Source organism: Neobacillus sp. B4I6, assembly GCF_050434045.1.
Lineage (GTDB): Bacteria > Bacillota > Bacilli > Bacillales > Cytobacillaceae > Neobacillus.
This window is the reverse complement of record NZ_JBNPWB010000002.1, coordinates 3,980,514-4,000,644: the sequence shown is the minus strand read 5'-3', so window position 1 is coordinate 4,000,644 and position 20,131 is coordinate 3,980,514. Positions and strand designations below refer to the sequence as shown.

Here is a 20,131-nt window from a genome sequence, read left to right as displayed (position 1 = left end):
AAAGGAGAGAATGAACATGACAAACTTATTTACAAGAATTAAAAACACGATTACAGCAGATTTACACCAGGCACTTGATCAAAAAGATAAACAAAATCCAATTGCTTTATTAAATCAATACCTACGCCAGTGTGAGCAAGAAACAGAGAAAGTTAGAAAGCTATTAGAACGTCAATACACACTGAAAGATGAATTTACAAGAGAATATCAGCAAGCGTCCCAGTTAGCTGAAAAAAGAAAGTACCAAGCTGAAATTGCTTCTAAAGCAGGCGAATCAGAACTATATCAGTTTGCCTCAGCAGAGCATCAGCAATATGCAGACCGTGCAAGCCGCTTGAGTGCATCACTTGAACAAGTAAAGAATCAACTAGTAGAATTAGAAAGAAAGTATGAAGAAATGAAACACAAGCTAAAAGATATGCACCTAAGACGGATGGAATTAATGGGCCGTGAAAATGTAACACGAGCGAACCTCCAAATCAACCAGGTGCTTGATTCTAATACGTATTCAGATAAATCCTACTCGAAGTTTAAAGATATTGAAAACTATCTTGACCGCTTAGAGCATCAAGTGAATAGCTCATACTATCGCAATACGATCGATGCTCGTGTCGCACAACTAGAAAAAGAAATGAAATTGGAAGAAAGCAAGTCCATTTAAATACAAAACATGGTATGCTAAATAAAAAAGCTCCAGCGCCCCTAGGCGCTGTAGCTAGACACAAAAGGCGTAGGATTTCTGCGCCTTTTGGCCATAAACAATAGTAATACAAACTATAAAAGAGTTATCCAGATGGTTATAAGGGAGGGTGGACCATGTTTAAAAATACTAAAAATGATTATATAGGCTGGCTGGTTATTATAGGTGCGATCATTCTAGTCATGGAAATACTATTTTTTAACAGTGGGCTAATTTTCTCTCTTTTTATCTCTGGAGGCATGATTTACCTCGGCCGCAAACGAGCGGGGAAAAAGAAGGGGAAAATACTTTTTATCGGTGGGATTATTTTCTTAGTCCTTAGTCTCTTAAATATGATGACGTTTAAGTTTTTACTAGTCGCGATATTACTGCACTTTTTTATTCAATTTTTAAATGCAAAAAAGAAACCTAAGAAAATCTCACCTGAAATCACGGAAATCGAACCAACCTCCCATGAAGAAACAATGATAAAGTCAGAACCTCTGTTTGAAAATATCGTCCTTGGTCAGCAAAAGACCCCCCCGGGTGCCTACGAATGGAATGATGTAAATATCCAGGCAGGGATCGGTGATACCATCATTGATCTGAGCTTTACGATGCTGCCTAAAGGGGAAACGGTTATCTTTATTCGCAATCTGATTGGGAATATACAAATCCTTGTTCCTTATGATATTGATGTTAGTGTCCAGCATTCATGCATCATGGGTTCAACGACTGTTTTCGAGCACCACGACTCTAAACTTTTCAATCGAGTATTACACCTAAAAACACCAGGATATGAGACAGCTGAGCACAAAGTGAAAATTTTCACCTCGCTCATGGTTGGAAATTTAGAGGTGAGCCGGATATGAGCACAACCCAGCGTAAAATTTTCTGGAGTGTTGGCTTTTCCTTTTTCCTTGCGATTATTGTCAGTGCCATTTTTATCTTCGTATTCCCACTAAGCAGTTGGGCGGAATTGTGGGGTAAACATTTCATGAATGTTCCGTTTGTAATCTTTATCCCTGCCTTTAGCATTGCCGTTGGGATTCTCTTAGGTGCAGTCTCTGGGGTGTTTTGGAGAAGGCAGTTTCTATCCATTGAACACTCCTTGCATCTATTAGAAGAAGGAAAACAAATAGAAGTAGTTAAGGAGAAACCTGCTATCTCAGAAATGCAGCTCATTGCAAACCGAATTGAGAAAATCGGCAAACAAATGGCTGAACAAGCGAAGCTTTCGCAGCGATTAGCCACTGAAAAGGTGGAAGACCTAGAAGGAAGAATCCAAGAAATTATTGAACAGGAACGGAACCGATTGGCCCGTGAACTGCATGATTCTGTCAGTCAGCAATTATTTGCTGCTTCGATGATGATGTCGGCCATCAACGAAACTAAACAGCAATCACCAGTAGAAAATGACCGCGAAGCGAAACAATTGAAATTAGTCGAAGAAATGATTCACCAATCACAGTTAGAAATGCGTGCCCTGCTTTTACATTTACGGCCAGTGGCCTTAAAAAATAAAACACTTCAAGAAGGAATTGAAGAGCTATTAATCGAATTATCACAAAAGGTTGAGATGGATATTAAATGGAAGACAGAGGTTTTTCCGTTAGATAAAGGAGTAGAGGATCATCTTTTCCGTATCCTCCAAGAGTCGATCTCAAATACGTTAAGACATTCGAAAGCCAATAAACTCGAAGTTCTGATGGTGAAACGGGATGATCTTGTCATCTTAAGGATTATTGATGACGGAATAGGTTTTAATGTAAACGAGATGAAAGCAGGTTCCTATGGAATGCAAAATATGCATGAGCGTGCAGTAGAAGTAGGCGGCACGTTAAAAGTGGTTAGTGTAAAAAATCAAGGAACAAGGCTGGAAGTGAAGGTTCCGGTGATGATTAATGGAGATGGTGCCAATGATTAGAGTCGTATTTGTTGATGATCATGAAATGGTTAGAATCGGAGTTTCTTCTTATTTATCAGCGCAGCCAGACATTGAGGTAGTTGGAGAAGCTGACGATGGAAAAAAAGGTGTGGAGCTTGCCCTCGAACTTCGCCCTGATATCATTCTAATGGATTTAGTGATGAAGGAAATGGACGGGATTGAAGCCACAAAGCAAATCATTGAACAGTGGCCGGAAGCGAAGGTCATAATCGTGACAAGCTTTTTGGACGATGAAAAAGTTTATCCTGCACTTGAAGCAGGGGCAACCAGCTACATGCTGAAGACCTCTAAAGCGGGTGAAATTGCCAATGCAGTCCGTGCTACATATCATGGACAATCGGTCCTGGAGCCGGAAGTAACCGGAAAAATGATGGTGAAGATGCGTCAAAAAAATACGCATTTGCCTCACGAAGACCTTACCACCCGTGAAATCGAAATATTATTATTAATGGCAGAGGGCAAAACCAATCAAGACATTGCTGATGAGTTATTTATTGCCCTCAAGACCGTCAAAACCCATGTCAGTAATATTTTAAGCAAGTTGAATGTTCAAGATAGAACGCAAGCGGTCATTTATGCATTTAAGCATTCATTAATTAAATAAATCTCTAAGACTTTCCTAAAAAGGAAGGTTTTTTTTCTTTTTTTATAAAATTTTAAAAATATAATTGAAAACATTTCTCATTTGCTGTTATTATATAAATGAAAATGATTATCATTATTATAGATACTGGAGGATTACATAAATGAAACTATTAAAAGTGTCAGGCACTCTAATTATATCTAGCAGTCTACTATTTGGATGTTCAAATAATACGGAGAAAACAGCAACTACAGAAAAGGTAAAAGACAAAGTAGTTACAAGTCAGGCTGCACTTACTGGGGTCACAGATGATTACAGGGCATATGCCTTAGGAGAAATTGAAGAATTTGTTAAGGCAACAGATGCCTTTACAACCGCTGTTAAAAATGGAGATATAGAAGAGGCTAAAGCTCTTTATGGGCCCGCACGGATGCACTATGAGCGCGCCGAACCAATTGCGGAAGTGTTCGGCGACCTTGACCCGAAGATTGATGCACGAGAAGGAGATGTCCCGGAAGCGGAATGGGGCGGCTACCACAGGATAGAAAAGGGCCTATGGATCGACAAAACGACCAAAGGATATGAACAATATGCTGAGCAGTTAATGAAAGATGTCAATCTTTTACGTGCAAAGGTAGATACCGTAGAAGTGACACCTGAATTATTAATAACCGGAGCAGTTGATCTATTAAATGAGGTTTCTACTTCCAAGGTAACAGGCGAAGAGGATCGTTATTCCCATACAGATTTATATGATTTTGCTGCTAATGTACAGGGCGCAGAAAAGATTTATCAGCTTTTAAATCCGGCATTAAAGAAAAAAGATGAGGACGTTTCAAAAGAAATAGAAGCGCGTTTCAATGATGTTTATAAACTACTAAACCAGCATAAAAAAGGCGAAGGCTATAAGCTCTATACTGATTTAACGGAAGCACAGGTTAAAGAACTAAGCCAGGCGATTGACGCACTAGCTGAACCACTCTCTCAAATAGGACTTGTTACGGAGGCGTCTTAATTGGCAAAGAATAAAAACATCATCGATGAATCTATATCAATCGGAAATAAGATTTCGAGAAGAGATATCCTAAAAACGGCCGGTGTTGGCGGTGTCGGAGTAATTCTGGGCGCTTCAGGACTCAGTAGTTTGCTTTCGATTTCTGAGAGCAAAGCTACCACCAAAGATGACCATGAGATCGTGCCCTTCTATGGAAAACATCAAAGTGGCATTACGACGAAAACACAAAACCATGTTTATTTTGTTTCCTTGGATGTGACCACCTCGAAAAAGGAAGATTTGGTTCAATTATTCAAGGATTGGACAAAAGCCGCAGCATTGTTATCTGAAGGGAAAGCGGTAGGTGATTTATCAAGTAATGAATTTCTCCCTCCCAAAGATACGGGCGAGGCAGCGGGATTATCCGCATCCAATTTAACGGTTACATTTGGGGTTGGCCCAAGCCTATTTGTAAAAGACAATCAAGACAGGTTTGGTCTAAAACATAAGCAGCCTAAAGAATTAGTTGACCTTCCTAAATTTCCGCTAGATGCGCTGGAAGAAGAGTGGACCGGAGGCGACCTTTGTATTCAAGCCTGCGCCGATGATTTGCAAGTAGCCTTTCACGCGGTTCGAAATCTGATTCGAATTGCAAGAGGGAAGGCGATTTTACGCTGGGCACAAACAGGGTTTCAACGCACGAAACAAGCAGACACCAAAAGTGAAACGCCAAGGAATTTGTTTGGCTTTAAAGATGGGACAGCAAATCCTGATGTAAACAATGAATCACAAATGAACAAGCAGGTTTGGGTTCAGCCTGGGGATGGCCCTAATTGGTTAGAGAATGGAAGTTACCTTGTTGTCCGTCGAATTCAAATGTTTATTGAAGTGTGGGACCGTACAACATTAAAAGATCAAGAAAATACCTTTGGCCGTTATCGTGAAAATGGTGCACCAATTGGGCAAAAAAATGAATTTGAAAAACTTGATTTGAAGCAAAAAAATGAAAAAGGCGAATATAGCATTCCTGCCGATTCGCATACACGCTTATCCCATGGGGACGGTTCCCAGCAGATTCTGCGCAGGGCCTATTCTTATTCGGATGGAATGGATCTGAAAACCGGCAGCTTTGATGCGGGTCTATTGTTCTTATGTTTCCAACGTGCTCCTAGTAAACAATTTATCCCTATACAAAATAGATTGGCCAAGATGGATAAATTAAATGAATATATATCCCATAGAGGAAGTGCCATCTTTGCTTGTTTACCAGGAACGAAATCAGGTGGTTTTATAGGAGAAACACTTTTTAACTAAGGTTTTTCCTTTCATTAGAGGAGAGAGACGCATGCGACGATTTAAGACAAAAAGTAAATCTATATTATTATTAATGATGTTTTTCATTCTTTTTCAAACAGTCCAGCCAGTGAAAGCGGCTGTGAATCATGATGAGCTTTTCGTTCTAATCGGAGATAGCTTAATGAAAGCCAAAGATGGCGACCATTCAGCAGTTATGAGAAATATGGAGCTGTTTGCTAACGAATGGGCATCGATTAAGAAAGAAGATAGTAAACAGGCTGAGAAGGTTGAACAAGAACTTAATAAGGTTCAAAGTTTACTAGCCAAAGAGAATTTGGAAAAAGAGGTTCTTTCAAAGAGTCTTTCCTCTTTATCAAGTACAGTGGTTCTTTATGACCAAGAACAAAATCCACCGGATAAAGAAAAAGGAAAAGAGCAAGTAAAACAGCTGGAACCGCTCATCGCCACCTTGAAACAATCGATTGAAGATGGGAATCAGTCTGTTTTGAAAGCCCAATATCAAACGCTGTTAAATAAATGGAATGCCTCAGAAAAAACGGTTCATGATGAAAGTATTGTCGCCTACGGTAACATTGAAAAATACATGGCATTGATCCGAATTGCGATTACACAGAATCCCGCAGATTTAGAGAAGGCCAAAACAAATGTCGAAAAGCTATCAAGTGAAGTGGAAAATTTCTTGGCTGGTAAGGTTTCTACTCAGGTCAAAGGGGATTATTCACTAACCGATCTAACTACATTATTGAGTAATGCAGAAACACAGATTGCAAAAGAAAACTATAAGAGTGCTTCTGACCAGTTAACTGAAATACTAAACATTTGGCCAATGATTGAAGGGGATGTTCAGACAAGAGACAGTAAGTTGTATAGTGATGTTGAAACAAAAATACCTACAGCTATTAGTCTTATAAACTCTGCAAAAGTTGATGGTCCAAAAGCAGAGGAGATCGTAAAGGAATTAAATTCTCGTCTAGCGCCGTTAATTAGTAAAACTGATTATTCTTTATGGGATGTCGCATTAATTTTGTTACGTGAAGGGTTAGAAGGGTTATTAATCGTAGCCACATTGCTTGCCTTTCTGAAGAAAATGGGTCAGGGCGCGAAACAGAAATGGATTTGGGCCGGTGTTGGAGCAGGGATCCTTGCGAGTGCTGTTCTGGCCATTATTATCAATATTGTATTCTCACGAATAGTTGCTGCTTCTAGCCGAGAATATATTGAGGGAATCACTGGGGTTGTCGCTGTCATTATGATGTTAACCGTTGGGGCATGGCTCCACAATAAATCCAGTATCGGGAACTGGAATAAATATATTAATCAACAAATGGAGCAAGCGATTGCCAGAGGAAGTCTTTTTTCATTTGCACTGATTAGTTTTCTGTCAGTTTTCCGTGAAGGGGCAGAGACGATCATATTCTATACAGGAATCACGCCCTATATAAGCTTGCAGCAACTGGTTTTGGGTGTAATTCTTGCAGTAGGAATCCTAGTTATTGTTGGTTTTGCAATTATCTACTACAGTGTAAAAATTCCGATTCGCTTATTCTTTAAGGCTGCAACCATTCTTATCTATTTCTTAGCCTTTAAAATTCTTGGTATTAGTATCCATGCTTTGCAAATTTCGAATGTGCTGCCGACTAGCACTGTACATCAGTTTCCGTTTATTGATTGGATCGGATTATATCCAACCTGGGAAACGACGATTACACAGTTAATATTAGTCATGGCTATTATTTTATTAACATGGATGATCAGAAAAAAAACAGTAATGGTGAACGTTTAAAGGGCTGCGAGCCCTTTTTTTCGTTCTCCTAAAAATTTTTCTCTAATAATCAAAGAACTTGTCTCATAAGTTTATAAAAGTGAGATGAGTATGGAGGAGAAAAAATTGGCTATTTATTATAAGGGGATATTCTTTTTAGCTGTAGCTGCTTTTTTGGGGGAAGGTATTGAAATTTTAGTAAATATGATTCTTGCTCGAGAGTTAGGACCACATGGGCTAGGTCTGTATATGTCCATTTTGCCATCGATCTTCTTTATTGTGTTACTATCCAGCTTTGAGTTGCCTGTATCGATTTCAAAATTTATTGCAGAAAGGGAAGATCGTTATCACCGAAATATCCTTCATCATGCGATTACGATTACGATTGTGTTCTCGGCTGCCCTTTTTTTAGCAGCTACTGTAATCATTCCGTTTATTCCTGTGTTTGACAAATATCATCCATACGTAAGATGGCTTGTTTTGATCTTAATACCCATCATTTCCTTCACCTCCGTCGCGAGGGGATATTTTATGGGCAAGCAGCAAATGGGGAAAATAGCAGTCTCAAATTTTTTAAGGAAAACGATTCAACTTTCAGGACTGTTCCTCCTTTTCCGTTTCTTTGCTTTCGACACAGCTGAGTCAGTGTTAATCGCGATTGGTACGTTTATAGGAAGCGAGATAGTTGTGTTCCTTTATTTAATATACATGTTTATTATCCAATTTCAGCAATTGAAGCGACAGCCATTTTCTAATATGAAACGTAAGGTAGTTCAGAAAAATCTAATGGCAGTTTCGATTCCAACAACAGGTCTTCGCTTGTTTTCAGCTTTTACTGGTGCCATACAGCCCTTTATCATTAAGGCAGCGTTGGTTCGCTCTGGCTTGAGCGATACATTAGCGACAGAGCAATTTGGAATGCTGATGGGGGTGGCCATTTCGATAGGCTTTTTTCCGGGTTTTATTGCTCACTCGTTAATGGTCGTTCTAATCCCAGCTGTGTCCAAGACATACGCAGAGGGTGATTACCAAAGGCTCCAAAAAATGCTTCTACAGGTGATGAAGCTAACCTTTGTATATGGGGTCATATCCGTAGCTATTTTCTACTTCTTTGCACCCGAGTTAACGTCGCTATTTTTTAAATCAGAAACACCTGCCCTATTTTTACAATTACTCTGGCCATATTTCTTATTTCACTTTTTTATCATGCCGATGCAGGCCTTTTTGTTTGGACTTAATCTACTTAAAGAGACATTCATTCATATCATTTGGTCGACGATCATCTCTTTTTCACTCATTCTTTTGCTTGCAGCCATGCCTGAATGGAGAATGAATGGCGTTATAATTGGAATGAATACAGGTGCTGTTTTGTTAGCCCTCATGCATTATCTAACGATCTGCAAGAAAATTGGCGTCAGTATTTTTATGAAAGGCTTCATTCAAAATACTACTGAGCGATAAACTCCTGAGAAATTTTCTGTATTACTGTAGGGGGGAATACTGTCAATTCCGTCTAATAGAATGAAGATCATTTTAAAGATGGAAAGGATGGAGAACATGCTTGCTGGAATTGTCCCATCATTTGAAGAAGTGGTAATGGAACATGGAAGATCCATTTATAAATATATTTTGTCTTTAGTGAAGCATAAAGAACTTGCAGAGGACATCTATCAAGAGGTATTACTCTCAGCTTATTTAGCATATCCTTCAATTAAGGAGCAATCTAAATACAAAGGATGGTTTTTTACGATTGCAATCAATAAATGCCGTGATTATTGGCGGAAGGAAAATAAATCTAAGCAATTTTGGAAGGAAGGAGTTTATTCCTATTCAGCCTCATTCGAACCAAGCGTCATTCCAGAAGAGGAAGTCTTACATAAATTTTCTGCTGAACAGATGGCTGAAAAGGTAAACCTATTACCGGAAATTTACCGTTATCCTATTTATCTTTATTACTATCAAAATTTCTCACTCATTGAAATCGCGAAGAAAAGTAATCTGCCAATGTCGACAGTAAAAACAAGAATGAAAAGAGCGAAGGAGAGACTTCGCCCAAAAATGCAATCACTCGCATAATTGCTTCATCAAAGAATATTCTTTGCAAAGGAGAATGTTGAAGATGACAGGAAATGAAACAAAAAGGTCTCCAGTACAGTTACTTCCGTATATTTCAAAGCAATATTACAACCGTTATACGCCTATCGATCATGCGGTATGGCGTTTTGTCATGAAACAAAATCATTACTTTTTAAAAGATATCGCCCATCCTGCATATGTGAATGGCCTAAACGATTCAGGAATTAAAACAGAATCGATTCCAAAAGTAGATGACATGAATACCAGTCTAGCAAAAGTGGGCTGGGGGGCCGTCACGATTGCTGGGTTAATTCCTGGCACAGCGTTTTATGGGTTTCTGGCAAATTGTATTTTACCAATTGCAACGGAAATAAGAAAAATACAAAATATTGCCTATACCCCTGCACCGGATATGATCCATGAGGCAGCTGGACACGCGCCCATTTTATTAGATAAATCATATCGGGAATTTGTTAAGAAAATCGGCGAAATGGGAGCAAAAGCACTCTCAAGTAAAGAGAAGCTAGAGGTATTTAAAGCAGTTCGTCATTTAACGATTGTTGCCGAAGATCCAAATTCTACACCAGAGCAGGTTAAAGAGGCAGAAAGACTGGTAGCAGAAGCTAGAAAGAAGGTCAAAGGTCTATCAGAGGCCGATCAAGTTTCAAGGCTTTTTTGGTGGACGGTAGAATATGGATTAGTTGGTGACCTAAAGAATCCGAAAATTTATGGAGCCGGCTTACTATCATCAGTAGGTGAGAGTCAAAGTTGTCTTGCTGATGATGTCAAAAAGATCCCATTCTCAGTAGAAGAATGTATTAAGACACCATATGATGTCACAAAGCAACAGCCGCAACTATTTGTTTGTAAGAACTTTGATGAACTGGCAATGGCTATTGATCAGTTTGCTTCAACCATGGCATTTCAAAAAGGTGGAACGGAAAGCCTAGAAAAAGCTTTGCAATCTGATAATCTCGCAACTTTTGTCTTCTCTTCAGGGTTGCAAGTGACCGGCACACTAACAACGATTTTGAAGGATGATAAAGGGGAAGCTGTTTATATTAGAACAAAGGGACCTACAGCACTATCGCTGGATCAGAAACAATTAGTGGACCATGGCAGAGAGACACATCATAAAGGATTTGGGACACCCATAGGAAGACTTGAAGGAAAGATGGTGATTGAGAATAGCTCGCTTGATCAATTAAAGGATTTAGGCATTATTGAAGGAAGCGAAGCAGATTTGAAATTTGAAAGTGGTGTCAATGTAAAGGGAACCATGAAGACGATTTTGTTGTCTGCAGGTAAGCCAATCTTAATCTCATTTAAGGATTGCCAAGTAAAATTCAAGGATCAAGTCCTTTTTGAACCATCTTGGGGGACCTATGATATGGCGGTGGGAGCAGAAATTACCTCTGTTTTTGCAGGCGCGGCTGATCCAGACGGTTACTTTGACTGGCCAGCAATAGAGGAAACAAATGTTGTAGAGGAAACAGTAGGGCAGCAGAGTTGGAATCAACTAGAAAAGCTATATGAGGAAATCCGCAGTTTACGTGAGAGTCCGGTGTGGAATGAACAGAGTTGGTCCAGCTTGGAAAAAGTAATATCAACCTTGGATCAGCAGTACCCCAATGAGTGGCTATTAAGGCTTGAAATACTAGAACTCTATAAGAGGCACAATGGCAGCCATCCCAACGTTAAGCGTATAACTGAAATGTTACTGAAAAAAAACTGGGAAAAATCAATAAAGCAGGTGATTCAGCGCGGATTCACGTTAATATATAATAGCTAAACGTAAAAGGAGCTTGGATACCCAAGCTCCTTTTATATACTGACCTAATTCAAGCGGCTAGTCTTTACTAGATAGAATCCCCAAAATACGAAGGATGCTGACGAAAAGGTTAATAAAATCCAAGTATAGGTTCAATGCCATCAATGGAACTTCTTCCGGTCTTACCCCGTAATGCTTCATTCGGCTGAAATCAAAGAGGACATACCCACTAAATACTAATACGCCAATAAAGGAGTACGCAAGCATCCCTGTAGAGCCTAATGGAATGAAGATATTAAAAATGGAAATGGCCACTAATGCAAGTAAGGCAGCAAGCAGGAATCCTCCTAAAAAGGAAAAGTTTTGTTTTGATTTAGTCGCATAAATAGCAACACCTGTAAAAACAACCGTTGTACTGGCGAATGCCATAACCACCACGTTTGCACCTGCTGTAGCTAAGTAGTAAGCTACGATTGGATAAAGGGTTATTCCAGATATAAATGTAAAAATGTATAAGAATGAATAAGAAATCGCCTTTTTACGTCTGAAAAAGAAGGCAACCATGAGCATGACAAATTCTAAAATAGCTAATGGCATAAATAGGCTAGATGGAACAAATACTCCTGCCATTGTACCCAAGAAAGCAATCGCAAGCGAAAGGGCAAATGTTCGTAAAACAGATGGCAAAAATTCAGTAGATGTTTGAGTATACAAATTTTTCACCTCAAAAAGTATTTATTATTAAGTTATACGAGGAAATGGTCAAGATGTTTCATTTTTTCTAAAAAAATCTTTATCTTCTTTCAATAAATCGCGAATTTCTGCTAAAAGCTCTTCCGTTCGGTCCACTTTCACAACAACCGCTGCTGGTTCCTCTTTCTTTTTAAAACGGTTAAGAAACTTTATAAAAAGGAAAATGGAAAAAGCTATTATAAAGAAATCAACAACTGTTTGAATAAACAGACCGTATTTTATACTTCCATATGCAAGTTTAGAAAAGGTGCCTACTCCAATTAATAATCCAAACAGTGGCATGATGACATCAGCGACTAAAGAAGAAACGATTTTCCCAAATGCTCCGCCAATAATGACACCGACTGCTAAATCGATGACATTGCCTTTCATGGCAAACTGTTTAAATTCATTCCACATAAAAAATATCCTCCAAACTCACTTTTATTTAATTGTACATTATAACGATAAACCAAGTAAAATAGCAAACAATTTATCATGAAATTAAGTTCATCTTTATTGCTTTTACTGCTGCATCAATCCGGTTCTTTGCAGCTAATTTTTGAATGATGATAGAAATATAATCACGAACCGTATAGCTGCTTAGGTGAAGAACCGTTGCAGCCTCATTGATAGATGCACCCTCGGCGATCAATTTTAAAACTTCTTTCTCACGTTGTGTTAAGACGCCATTGGAGTTCGCAAATTGTTGAAGTGCCTCATCTCCAATAGAAAAAAGCAATTCCCCTGCATAATGCCCAAATTTTATTAATGTGGCCAAGGTTTGAATAGAAACTTTAAATTGAGACTCTTCCCCTTTGTCCAAAAGGGCAATACCGATCAGTTTGCTTTTTGTTGGGACAAATATTGGTAATATCACTAGTGACTTTAATTTATATTCCTGGACATATTTTTTAGGTAACACTTCAGCAGCATCTGCAAAATAAAGGGGCTGAGAATGATTTAGTGTATGAAAATATTTTTTTAGTAGGGGGAGCTTAAATAATTCTTCCCTAATTTTCTGAATAGTGGGGTTGCTTACATTATATCCAGAAACTCCGATTCCTTTGTCCTCGTATGGATTATACAAAAATAGGGCACAGCGATTAAAAGGCATATATTCTACTAAACCTTTAGTAATCGCCTTAACCGCCTCATCCGCACCTCGGGTACGTAGCAAGTGCTGTAAGAAGAGAAGTGATGCATCTTTCCATTCCATCTTACTTTCAAGATGATGTAGTTTTAGCTGACGTAAATACATCCCCCTAATAAATTCGATTTCATGATTGCTGATAGGATAGTCTTTATGTAGCAGACCTATTATCAGGGTGTCATTCAAACAAGGAATTTGGACAATGGAAGCCTCGTCGCTGCTTGTTCCTAATAGTCTGGCAATCGCTGTAGATAAGTGGTCGATTTGACTTGCCTTTAAACCTTTGGACATTTCAATTAAAGGGTTATCTACTTGATTTAGTTCAGAACAGACAACACTATCCACCTGATAATCATCCTGTCCCTTATTAACGACAGCTATCCAATTGATTGGAATGACGTTAGTAGCGATAATAGTTTTTATCCATTTCTCATTCCGATCTTCTATATCTTGTGTTAACAACGTCTGGTCAAGTATTTTCGAAAAAAGGGATTGGACTGCCTGATGATCGAGAAATGTTGAAGATTTATTTTCAGATAACAGCTTTTGAAATATATTTTCAATCGTTGTTAACAAGAATATTGACTCATTTTCATCATATTTGGAGGAGAAACGATTTTTCCATTCAGCAAGCAGGGAAAGAATGAAGGAGTCTACACTAGGGATTTTATCGTTAAGTACTTGTTGGGAGGCAATCTGGATTAGACAATCAAATTCATCCACTAAACTGTCCTTTCGGTATTTTAATGTGGATAGAACTTCCTTCCATTCTTTCATAAATGGTTCATTAAGCCCAATAAGAATGGATAGTCCTTTTTGAATAAGCTGTTCCACTTTGTGCTCCATGTTGGTTCCACCTCCACCAATAACCGTTTTAATATTCTTCGGTATAATTTTTTTCGATATGTCCGTAGTAGTAATCCGTACCCGACATTTGACGGGGTACAAGATTTTATACGATATATTTCGTGATTGTGGCGGTGAAATAACCGTAGTAAGCTATTAAAAAGAATATTATTAAAAAATTCAGAAAGTAGGTGAGCGATTATGGAAAATTCAATTCAGCATGTTGAGGGGATGACAAGTAAAAGGGTTTTCTGGTCAGCATTAGGGTCGGGAATTCTGGTATTAGCGCTGCTATTAGTCTCATTTGGGATTTCGGGAGTAGCATATGCTGTCCCAATTGCTGGTGTAGGCGACTTTTATGTAGAGTTTGATAAATTGGAAGGGAATGGCTACACCTTTTTTCCAAAAATGGGTGAAACAAGCAGTGAAGATTCGGCTCCACAAGGCACAAATTTAATAGAAAATTTGACAATTGATAAGTTGCAATTATACAAGGATTTCAAGGTGGGCGGACATTGGATCCGAGTCAAGATTACCGCCTCCAAACCTGTACAGATTACCGGACTGCAACACGATGCAGGTCTTATTGAAGCCGATGCAAAATTCCAAAACTTAGCGCTAAAAGAAAATCATAGCGATGATTGGCAAAAACAATTCCAACAAACCTCCTCGAAAATTACCTTAGAGCATGCAAAGCTTAAAACACACTATCTGTTTCAGAAAACGATTAATATGAACGGGATGAGGCTGACAGTTGAAAAGATTAATAAGAAATAAGGAATGGAGGAAAGTAGATGGGATTTACTAAATGGCGAAAAAGCCGGCCGCTGTGGGGTGCTTTGATTACCATAATCAGCGGACTCATGATTTCATGGGTGCCTTTAAACCTATATTTAAGTACATTCCTTCCAGGGTCGATAGCTATCATAGGCTTACTTTTTGGCGGACTACTTATATTGATTGGAATTGTGGCCATATTCTTTCCAAATGCTTCTAAAATTCTAGGAATCTTTACTATTTTTCTATCAATACTTTCTGTTATTGGAGCATTAGGAGGGTTTCTTTTTGGCACGATCTTTGGCATCTTCGGGGGAGCATCGCTGATGGCCTGGAGTCTGGCACCAGTCAAAGTAAAAGTAACACCTCCAACTGAGATGGAAAAAACGGCCCAGACTTTCTAAAGGAGATCAAAAAATGTGGTGGAAAAGGAAGATGATCTTGTTAAGCTTATGTCTCCCGTTGATGTTATTAACAATTTTCGCTAATGGTGGAGCAGTTAAGGCGGAAGAACAAACTACAGATGGTTTTGTAATTGAGGCAGACCGAGTCGTTGGTTCGGGTATGACTGCAAACATCATTAAACAAGAAACCTCTACAAATAGTGGTAAACTAATGCTTCGTTTTCATTATAAATCCGCAATAATTTATGGAATGAAATTAACCAAGCAGGTAAATTCCCCAAAGGGTCCTGTAAGTATTAGTTTAAAAGCAAATGGACCTGTTAGTGTAAGGAATATGACTGTTGATACATCGGCTTTTGTCTTTAAAGGGGCTTGTGTAAAGGCATCAGAAACTGTTCCAGAGCTTGGGATGGAGCAGGTGGTCATGGTGGCTCATTTCATGGAATCAAAGAATAGTATTATTAAGCAGTTAGTTCTTAATACGGTTTCCGGTCAATCAACTGCACCCAAGCCCGAAAGGCTGAAAATTATTCAAGATTTAAGCTCTCTTCCACTTCATCAATTGGATAAAGAGCTTGATAAAATTTCAAGTGGACATATGCCTCTCACGTGTGAAGAGGGTTCCAAAATAGTGGAGTCACCTGATGCGATTGGAAAAATCACTGAACCGGTTGAAGATGTGATGGAAGTCGTGACCAAACCATCGAAAACGATTCCAAAACCATTGGAACCGATAGTAGATCCACTCAAGCCAATAGTGAAGCCTTTAGAACCAGTAACAGAACCACTTGAGCCAGTTTTGAAACAGCTCGAGCCTCCAACGAAAAAGTTTGAGACGGTTTTGAATCCACTTAAGCCTTTAACAAAGTCGCTTGACCCAGTAGTCAGCGGAACTACGGAAAAGGTGGAACAGATTGTAAAATCCGTTTGTGAACAAATGGAGGATGCAAAGGGAGTAATTAATAAGGAACTGGCCCTGTCTCTAATTGATGAAGCCATTGAAAAGAAAATATTATTGAGTAGTGTCTGCCGAGGTGACACATCACTGACAAAAGAACTTCAAAGCTTGGAAGAGGGTTTATTAAAATCACTCGGTCTTATTGATTTAATAGGAAAAGTCGTACCTGAGGATCCAATTGAACAGTTGAATAAAATGCGTGAAAAAGTTGCAAAGGAAAAGGAGGGAGCCATTATTTTTTCACCATAGAAAAAAGAGCAGGGAGTCCTTGCTCTTTTTGTGCTTAGATTAGAAAGCCCAGTTTCCGCCTCGAAATACGGGTTCTGTTTTGCCATCAGCGGTGATTCCATCGATGTCCATCTCCGTGGAACCAATCATGAAATCAACGTGAGTGATACTTTCGTTCAGACCGTTCTCTTTCAATTCTTCGGAAGACATTTTCTTGCCGCCTTCGATACAAAAAGCATAGGCACTGCCGATCGCTAAATGGTTTGAGGCATTTTCATCAAACAGTGTATTGAAGAACAGGACATTTGATTGGGAAATGGGTGAGTTATATGGTACAAGTGCAACCTCCCCAAGATAATGTGAGCCTTCGTCTGTATCGACAAGACGCTTAAGGATCTCTTCGCCTTCTTCGGCCTTTACCCCAACAATTTTTCCATTTTCGAACGTAATCGAAAAGCGGTCAATAATATTTCCACCATAGCTTAAAGGCTTTGTGCTAGCAACTGTTCCATTAACACCTGTTTTATAAGGAACAGTGAACACTTCTTCTGTCGGCATGTTTGCCATAAACTCGAAGCCTTTCTCATTTACACTGCCTGCGCCCACCCAGATGTGTTTTTCAGGAAGTTCAATTGTTAAATCTGTACCAGGAGCTGTGTAATGGAGCTTTTGGTATCTTTTTTCATTTAAATAATGAACTTTTTCATGAAGTGTTTCATCATGTTTTTTCCAAGCTTCTACTGGATTTTCAACGTCTGCACGCACGGCTTTGAAAATCGCATCCCAAAGTTTGCTTACTTGGTTTTCAGCAGGCTCATCCGGGAAAACTTTAGCTGCCCATGCCGGCGCGGCAGCTGCAATAACAGTCCAACTCACCTTATCTGATTGTGCTGCCTTCCGGTAATTCGCCAGTGCTTTTCCAGCAGCTTTATTGAAGTTGGCAATCCGTTCTGGATTCACGCCTTTTAGCAAATCAGGGCTAGTGGAAATAACCGACATAAAGGCAGCGCCTTGATCTGCTAGATCTTCCATTTCTTTGGCACGCCAAACAGGGTACTCAAGGAATGCCTCATCGGGAGCTAAGTCATATTTTGTTCTCGTAACGGTATCGTCGTTCCAGTTAACGATGACATTTTGTGCACCAGTTTCGTATGCCTTTTTAACAATCAGACGAACAAATTCAGCCGCATCTAAGGTGGCGTTTACGACTAAGGTTTGACCTTTCTGAACATTTACGCCTACTTTAACGGCTAGTTCAGCGTATTTTTCAAGGTTTTTTTGAAATTCACTCATATGTACGTCTCCTTTTCTTCTGAATCTTCCTTTATTGTAGCGTTTCCAATTGGAAAAAGAAACTGAAAGCCATTTAGCAAAAGGATACCTGATAAAACAAAAAAACAGTAAAGATTTTTATCTTTACTGCAACTTGCTGCCGTATACTTTTATATTTAAATAAACACCTGCGGAAAATAGGACTAAAAATGTAATAATTCCTGACAATGAAGTTGGAGCCATGAACTGGGATAATTCCATTGTTTCCACCGCCCTTATAATATTAACTTTTGTAAGTTAATTATAATACAAATTAGGCAAATGTGAACATTTTGTACAATTTTCTATGATTTATTGACATGCGATAGCATTTTCGAGGATCTCGTACCTTCCGCTCCAATCACTTATCGGACAACTCATTTTGTTAGTCTTGATTTTTTAAGGCTTGTTTCAGTAAATCACCTAAGCTTGTTCCAAAATCCTCTTTTTGCGTATATTTCTGGACAAGTTTTTGTGCTTCTTTCTTATTGACTGCTTTTTTCTTGTCTTCTGCTTTTTCAACGACATTGCATCGGCGGCATTGGAAGTAGGCGCCTGCTTTCCCGTCATGAATCTCCATTTTTTTATGGCACTGTGGACAGCGGCGATTGGAAAGCTTCGGATCCTTTCTTTTCCGGTAAGAACACTCAGGACTTGAGCAAACAAGAATTTTCCCATCCTTTGTATTTCTTTCCTTTAAGAATTCGTTACATTCTGGACATCTCGAGCCGGTTAAATTGTGAGCCCGGTACGTTTTGTCGCTCGTTTTAATTTCAGAAACCAGCTGCTCTGTTTGACGGCGAATTTTTTGTAAAAAGGCTTTTGGGTCTGCCTTTCCTTTTGAGATTCGTTCCAGTTCCTGCTCCCATTTGGCTGTCAATTCTGGTGATTTTAATTCATCATTGACAAGGTCGATTAGTTGTTTGCCTTTTTTCGTTGGATGGAAGCGCCCATTTTGCCGTTCAACAACTTCTGTTTCCACAAGTCTTTCAATAATTTCTGCTCTGGTTGCTGGGGTTCCTAAACCGAATTTCTCCATTTGAGCTAAAACATCCGCTTCAGAATAGCGCTGCGGTGGTTCGGTCCATTTTTGGTTGATGGAGCTATTTTTAACCGTAAAGGACTGACCTTGGGCTAATTTTTGCAGGCCAGTTACAGCATGTTCAGTATCTTCTTTTCCTAAGACTTTCTTAAAGCCCAAATCGATTACATTTGTTTCTTTTGCTGTAAATGTCTCACCTTCTACCTTGAAGGTAGCCTGAATGGTTTCATATTCATAAGCAGGTAAAAACAAGGCTAAGAACCGTCTAGCAATGATATCGTATAGTTTTCTTTCATCTGAATCGAGTTCACTAAGATTCAGCCGTTGTTCCGTAGGAATAATGGCATGGTGATCCGTTACCTTTTCATTGTTAAAAACGCGTTTGGCAAGCACAATACCCCTATTTGCAAGAAGAGGGCGGACTTCATCTCTATATCCAGAAGCCATTCCTTGCAGGCGGTCTGTCATTGTGTTCATCATATCTGTTGTTAAATAGCGTGAATCGGTTCTTGGATAAGTAACTAATTTGTATTGCTCGTAAAGACGCTGTAAGACGGTCGAAGTCTTTTTTGCAGAAAAACCAAATCGCTTATTGGCATCACGCTGTAGCTCTGTTAAATCATAGGGTAGAGGCTGCGGCTCTGATTTTTTCTTTCGCTCAATTTTTTCAAGCACAGCTTTTTTCCCATTGATTTTCGATTGGATCGCTTCCGCTTTTACTTTATCGAAAATGCGCTTTTCATTGTCTCGTTCCCAATCAGTTGAAAGCGGGCCGATTTCTGCCCGAATTGTCCAATATTCCTTTGGTACAAAGGATTGAATCTGCTGCTCACGCTCAAGAACAAGTGCAAGCGTAGGGGTTTGAACCCGACCTGCAGATAGAGGATCCTTGTATTTGGTGGTCAATGCTCTTGTCACATTTAGACCAATTAACCAATCAGCCTCTGCTCGGCAAACTGCTGAATGGTAGAGGTCCTCAAACTGTTTGCCTGGTTTTAATTGTTTGAACCCATCCTTTATAGCCTTATCTGTTTGTGAAGAAATCCATAATCTTTTTAAAGGTTTGTTAAAGTGGAGCTTTTCAAGAATCCAGCGGGCAACCAGTTCGCCTTCACGACCTGCATCCGTTGCAATGATACATTCGTTAATATCTTTCCGTTTGGCTAACGCTTCAATGGCACGGAATTGATGGTTCGTTTGCTTCATGACCATCAAGCCCATTTTTTGTGGAATGATCGGTAAATCTTCCAAATTCCATGTTTTATATTTCGTGTCATAATGCTCGGGCATTTTTAATTCGATTAAGTGTCCAAGGGCCCATGTGACAATATATTGATTGCCTTCCATATAGCTTTTATGTTTTTGATTGCAGCCAAGGACACGAGCAAGTTCACGAGCCACACTTGGCTTTTCTGCAAGTACGAGAGATTTCATAGTAACTCCTTTCGGGTAAATCCATTTTGACCTTTTTATAGTATAACGGAACTTTCCTTTATTTTAAATCGTTGTAGCTCATACGCCGCTAAACCGGCGCTTCCGCTTTTCATTAT

The 20,131-nt window shown here is 39.2% G+C and carries 18 protein-coding genes; 13 read left to right on the top strand and 5 right to left on the bottom strand.

Annotation, left to right across the window (positions count from 1 at the left end):
- Positions 1–16: 16 nt before the first annotated feature.
- The 10 genes from QF028_RS22070 (at position 17) to QF028_RS22025 (ending at position 11,151) form a co-directional block, all read left to right on the top strand.
- The gene (locus QF028_RS22070; protein WP_429468819.1) at positions 17–661 is read left to right on the top strand and encodes a PspA/IM30 family protein; all 645 of its coding nucleotides are present in this window, start codon (positions 17–19) and stop codon (positions 659–661) included.
- Between the two features lie 155 nt (positions 662–816).
- Positions 817–1,551 (top strand): cell wall-active antibiotics response protein LiaF, encoded by a 735-nt coding sequence (gene liaF, locus QF028_RS22065; RefSeq protein WP_168242205.1) that lies wholly within the window; start codon positions 817–819, stop codon positions 1,549–1,551.
- Positions 1,548–2,606 (top strand): histidine kinase, encoded by a 1,059-nt coding sequence (locus tag QF028_RS22060; protein ID WP_429468817.1) that lies wholly within the window; start codon positions 1,548–1,550, stop codon positions 2,604–2,606. Before liaF ends, QF028_RS22060 begins: the two co-directional genes overlap by 4 nt.
- Positions 2,599–3,231, top strand: coding sequence for a response regulator transcription factor (locus QF028_RS22055; protein ID WP_098930058.1), 633 nt, complete (start codon positions 2,599–2,601; stop codon positions 3,229–3,231). Before QF028_RS22060 ends, QF028_RS22055 begins: the two co-directional genes overlap by 8 nt.
- A 142-nt stretch (positions 3,232–3,373) precedes the next feature.
- A complete protein-coding gene (gene efeO / locus QF028_RS22050) occupies positions 3,374–4,225 on the top strand; it encodes an iron uptake system protein EfeO (protein ID WP_429468814.1) in 852 nt (283 codons plus the stop codon).
- Complete coding sequence (efeB, locus tag QF028_RS22045; RefSeq protein WP_429468812.1) at positions 4,226–5,518, top strand: iron uptake transporter deferrochelatase/peroxidase subunit; 1,293 nt, start codon at positions 4,226–4,228, stop codon at positions 5,516–5,518. It begins immediately after the preceding gene.
- 31 nt (positions 5,519–5,549) lie between these two features.
- Positions 5,550–7,304 carry an FTR1 family iron permease gene (locus QF028_RS22040; protein WP_429468810.1) on the top strand — a complete coding sequence of 585 codons (1,755 nt, stop codon included), beginning with the start codon at positions 5,550–5,552 and terminating at the stop codon, positions 7,302–7,304.
- A 105-nt stretch (positions 7,305–7,409) separates the two neighbouring features.
- The gene (locus tag QF028_RS22035) at positions 7,410–8,744 is read left to right on the top strand and encodes a polysaccharide biosynthesis protein (protein ID WP_429468807.1); all 1,335 of its coding nucleotides are present in this window, start codon (positions 7,410–7,412) and stop codon (positions 8,742–8,744) included.
- Between the two features lie 87 nt (positions 8,745–8,831).
- Entirely contained in the window at positions 8,832–9,359 is a 528-nt protein-coding gene (locus QF028_RS22030; RefSeq protein ID WP_251026959.1) for an RNA polymerase sigma factor, read from the top strand.
- A 43-nt stretch (positions 9,360–9,402) separates the two neighbouring features.
- Positions 9,403–11,151, top strand: coding sequence for an aromatic amino acid hydroxylase (locus QF028_RS22025; protein ID WP_429468803.1), 1,749 nt, complete (start codon positions 9,403–9,405; stop codon positions 11,149–11,151).
- Between the two features lie 57 nt (positions 11,152–11,208).
- On the opposite strand, the gene QF028_RS22020 is transcribed toward QF028_RS22025, so the two are convergent.
- The 3 genes from QF028_RS22020 to QF028_RS22010 all read right to left on the bottom strand — a co-directional run bounded on the left by QF028_RS22020 (position 11,209) and on the right by QF028_RS22010 (position 13,861).
- The gene (locus tag QF028_RS22020; protein WP_215002937.1) at positions 11,209–11,844 is read right to left on the bottom strand and encodes a Bax inhibitor-1/YccA family protein; all 636 of its coding nucleotides are present in this window, start codon (positions 11,842–11,844) and stop codon (positions 11,209–11,211) included.
- Between the two features lie 48 nt (positions 11,845–11,892).
- Entirely contained in the window at positions 11,893–12,282 is a 390-nt protein-coding gene (gene mscL / locus QF028_RS22015; RefSeq protein ID WP_429468801.1) for a large conductance mechanosensitive channel protein MscL, read from the bottom strand.
- 76 nt (positions 12,283–12,358) lie between these two features.
- A complete protein-coding gene (locus QF028_RS22010) occupies positions 12,359–13,861 on the bottom strand; it encodes a LuxR C-terminal-related transcriptional regulator (protein WP_429468799.1) in 1,503 nt (500 codons plus the stop codon).
- A gap of 201 nt (positions 13,862–14,062) precedes the next feature.
- Here QF028_RS22010 and QF028_RS22005 point away from each other — a divergent pair, with 201 nt between their 5' ends.
- From QF028_RS22005 to QF028_RS21995, 3 genes are read left to right on the top strand one after another with little or no spacing between them, the layout of a single operon-like run.
- Complete coding sequence (locus QF028_RS22005) at positions 14,063–14,638, top strand: DUF6230 family protein (protein ID WP_429468796.1); 576 nt, start codon at positions 14,063–14,065, stop codon at positions 14,636–14,638.
- A 17-nt stretch (positions 14,639–14,655) separates the two neighbouring features.
- Positions 14,656–15,042 (top strand): DUF6114 domain-containing protein, encoded by a 387-nt coding sequence (locus tag QF028_RS22000; RefSeq protein WP_429468794.1) that lies wholly within the window; start codon positions 14,656–14,658, stop codon positions 15,040–15,042.
- A 13-nt stretch (positions 15,043–15,055) separates the two neighbouring features.
- Positions 15,056–16,249, top strand: coding sequence for a hypothetical protein (locus tag QF028_RS21995; RefSeq protein ID WP_429468791.1), 1,194 nt, complete (start codon positions 15,056–15,058; stop codon positions 16,247–16,249).
- Positions 16,250–16,288: 39 nt separating this feature from the next.
- Here the strand turns inward: QF028_RS21995 and QF028_RS21990 are convergent, their stop codons facing one another.
- Both QF028_RS21990 and QF028_RS21985 read right to left on the bottom strand, forming a co-directional pair.
- Positions 16,289–17,521, bottom strand: a complete 1,233-nt coding sequence (locus QF028_RS21990; RefSeq protein ID WP_429468788.1) for an aminopeptidase — start codon at positions 17,519–17,521, stop codon at positions 16,289–16,291.
- Between the two features lie 403 nt (positions 17,522–17,924).
- Positions 17,925–20,015, bottom strand: a complete 2,091-nt coding sequence (locus QF028_RS21985; protein WP_429468785.1) for a DNA topoisomerase III — start codon at positions 20,013–20,015, stop codon at positions 17,925–17,927.
- Positions 20,016–20,131: the final 116 nt, after the last annotated feature.

Coding starts and splice junctions, on each gene's coding strand:
- QF028_RS22010 (WP_429468799.1), bottom strand. CDS start 13,861: ATGGAGCACAAAGTGGAACAGCTTATTCAAAAAGGACTATCCATTCTT.
- QF028_RS22000 (WP_429468794.1), top strand. CDS start 14,656: ATGGGATTTACTAAATGGCGAAAAAGCCGGCCGCTGTGGGGTGCTTTG.
- mscL (WP_429468801.1), bottom strand. CDS start 12,282: ATGTGGAATGAATTTAAACAGTTTGCCATGAAAGGCAATGTCATCGAT.
- QF028_RS22040 (WP_429468810.1), top strand. CDS start 5,550: ATGCGACGATTTAAGACAAAAAGTAAATCTATATTATTATTAATGATG.
- QF028_RS22060 (WP_429468817.1), top strand. CDS start 1,548: ATGAGCACAACCCAGCGTAAAATTTTCTGGAGTGTTGGCTTTTCCTTT.
- QF028_RS22055 (WP_098930058.1), top strand. CDS start 2,599: ATGATTAGAGTCGTATTTGTTGATGATCATGAAATGGTTAGAATCGGA.
- QF028_RS21990 (WP_429468788.1), bottom strand. CDS start 17,521: ATGAGTGAATTTCAAAAAAACCTTGAAAAATACGCTGAACTAGCCGTT.
- QF028_RS22070 (WP_429468819.1), top strand. CDS start 17: ATGACAAACTTATTTACAAGAATTAAAAACACGATTACAGCAGATTTA.
- efeO (WP_429468814.1), top strand. CDS start 3,374: ATGAAACTATTAAAAGTGTCAGGCACTCTAATTATATCTAGCAGTCTA.
- QF028_RS22005 (WP_429468796.1), top strand. CDS start 14,063: ATGGAAAATTCAATTCAGCATGTTGAGGGGATGACAAGTAAAAGGGTT.
- QF028_RS21995 (WP_429468791.1), top strand. CDS start 15,056: ATGTGGTGGAAAAGGAAGATGATCTTGTTAAGCTTATGTCTCCCGTTG.
- QF028_RS22025 (WP_429468803.1), top strand. CDS start 9,403: ATGACAGGAAATGAAACAAAAAGGTCTCCAGTACAGTTACTTCCGTAT.
- liaF (WP_168242205.1), top strand. CDS start 817: ATGTTTAAAAATACTAAAAATGATTATATAGGCTGGCTGGTTATTATA.
- QF028_RS21985 (WP_429468785.1), bottom strand. CDS start 20,015: ATGAAATCTCTCGTACTTGCAGAAAAGCCAAGTGTGGCTCGTGAACTT.
- QF028_RS22030 (WP_251026959.1), top strand. CDS start 8,832: ATGGAGAACATGCTTGCTGGAATTGTCCCATCATTTGAAGAAGTGGTA.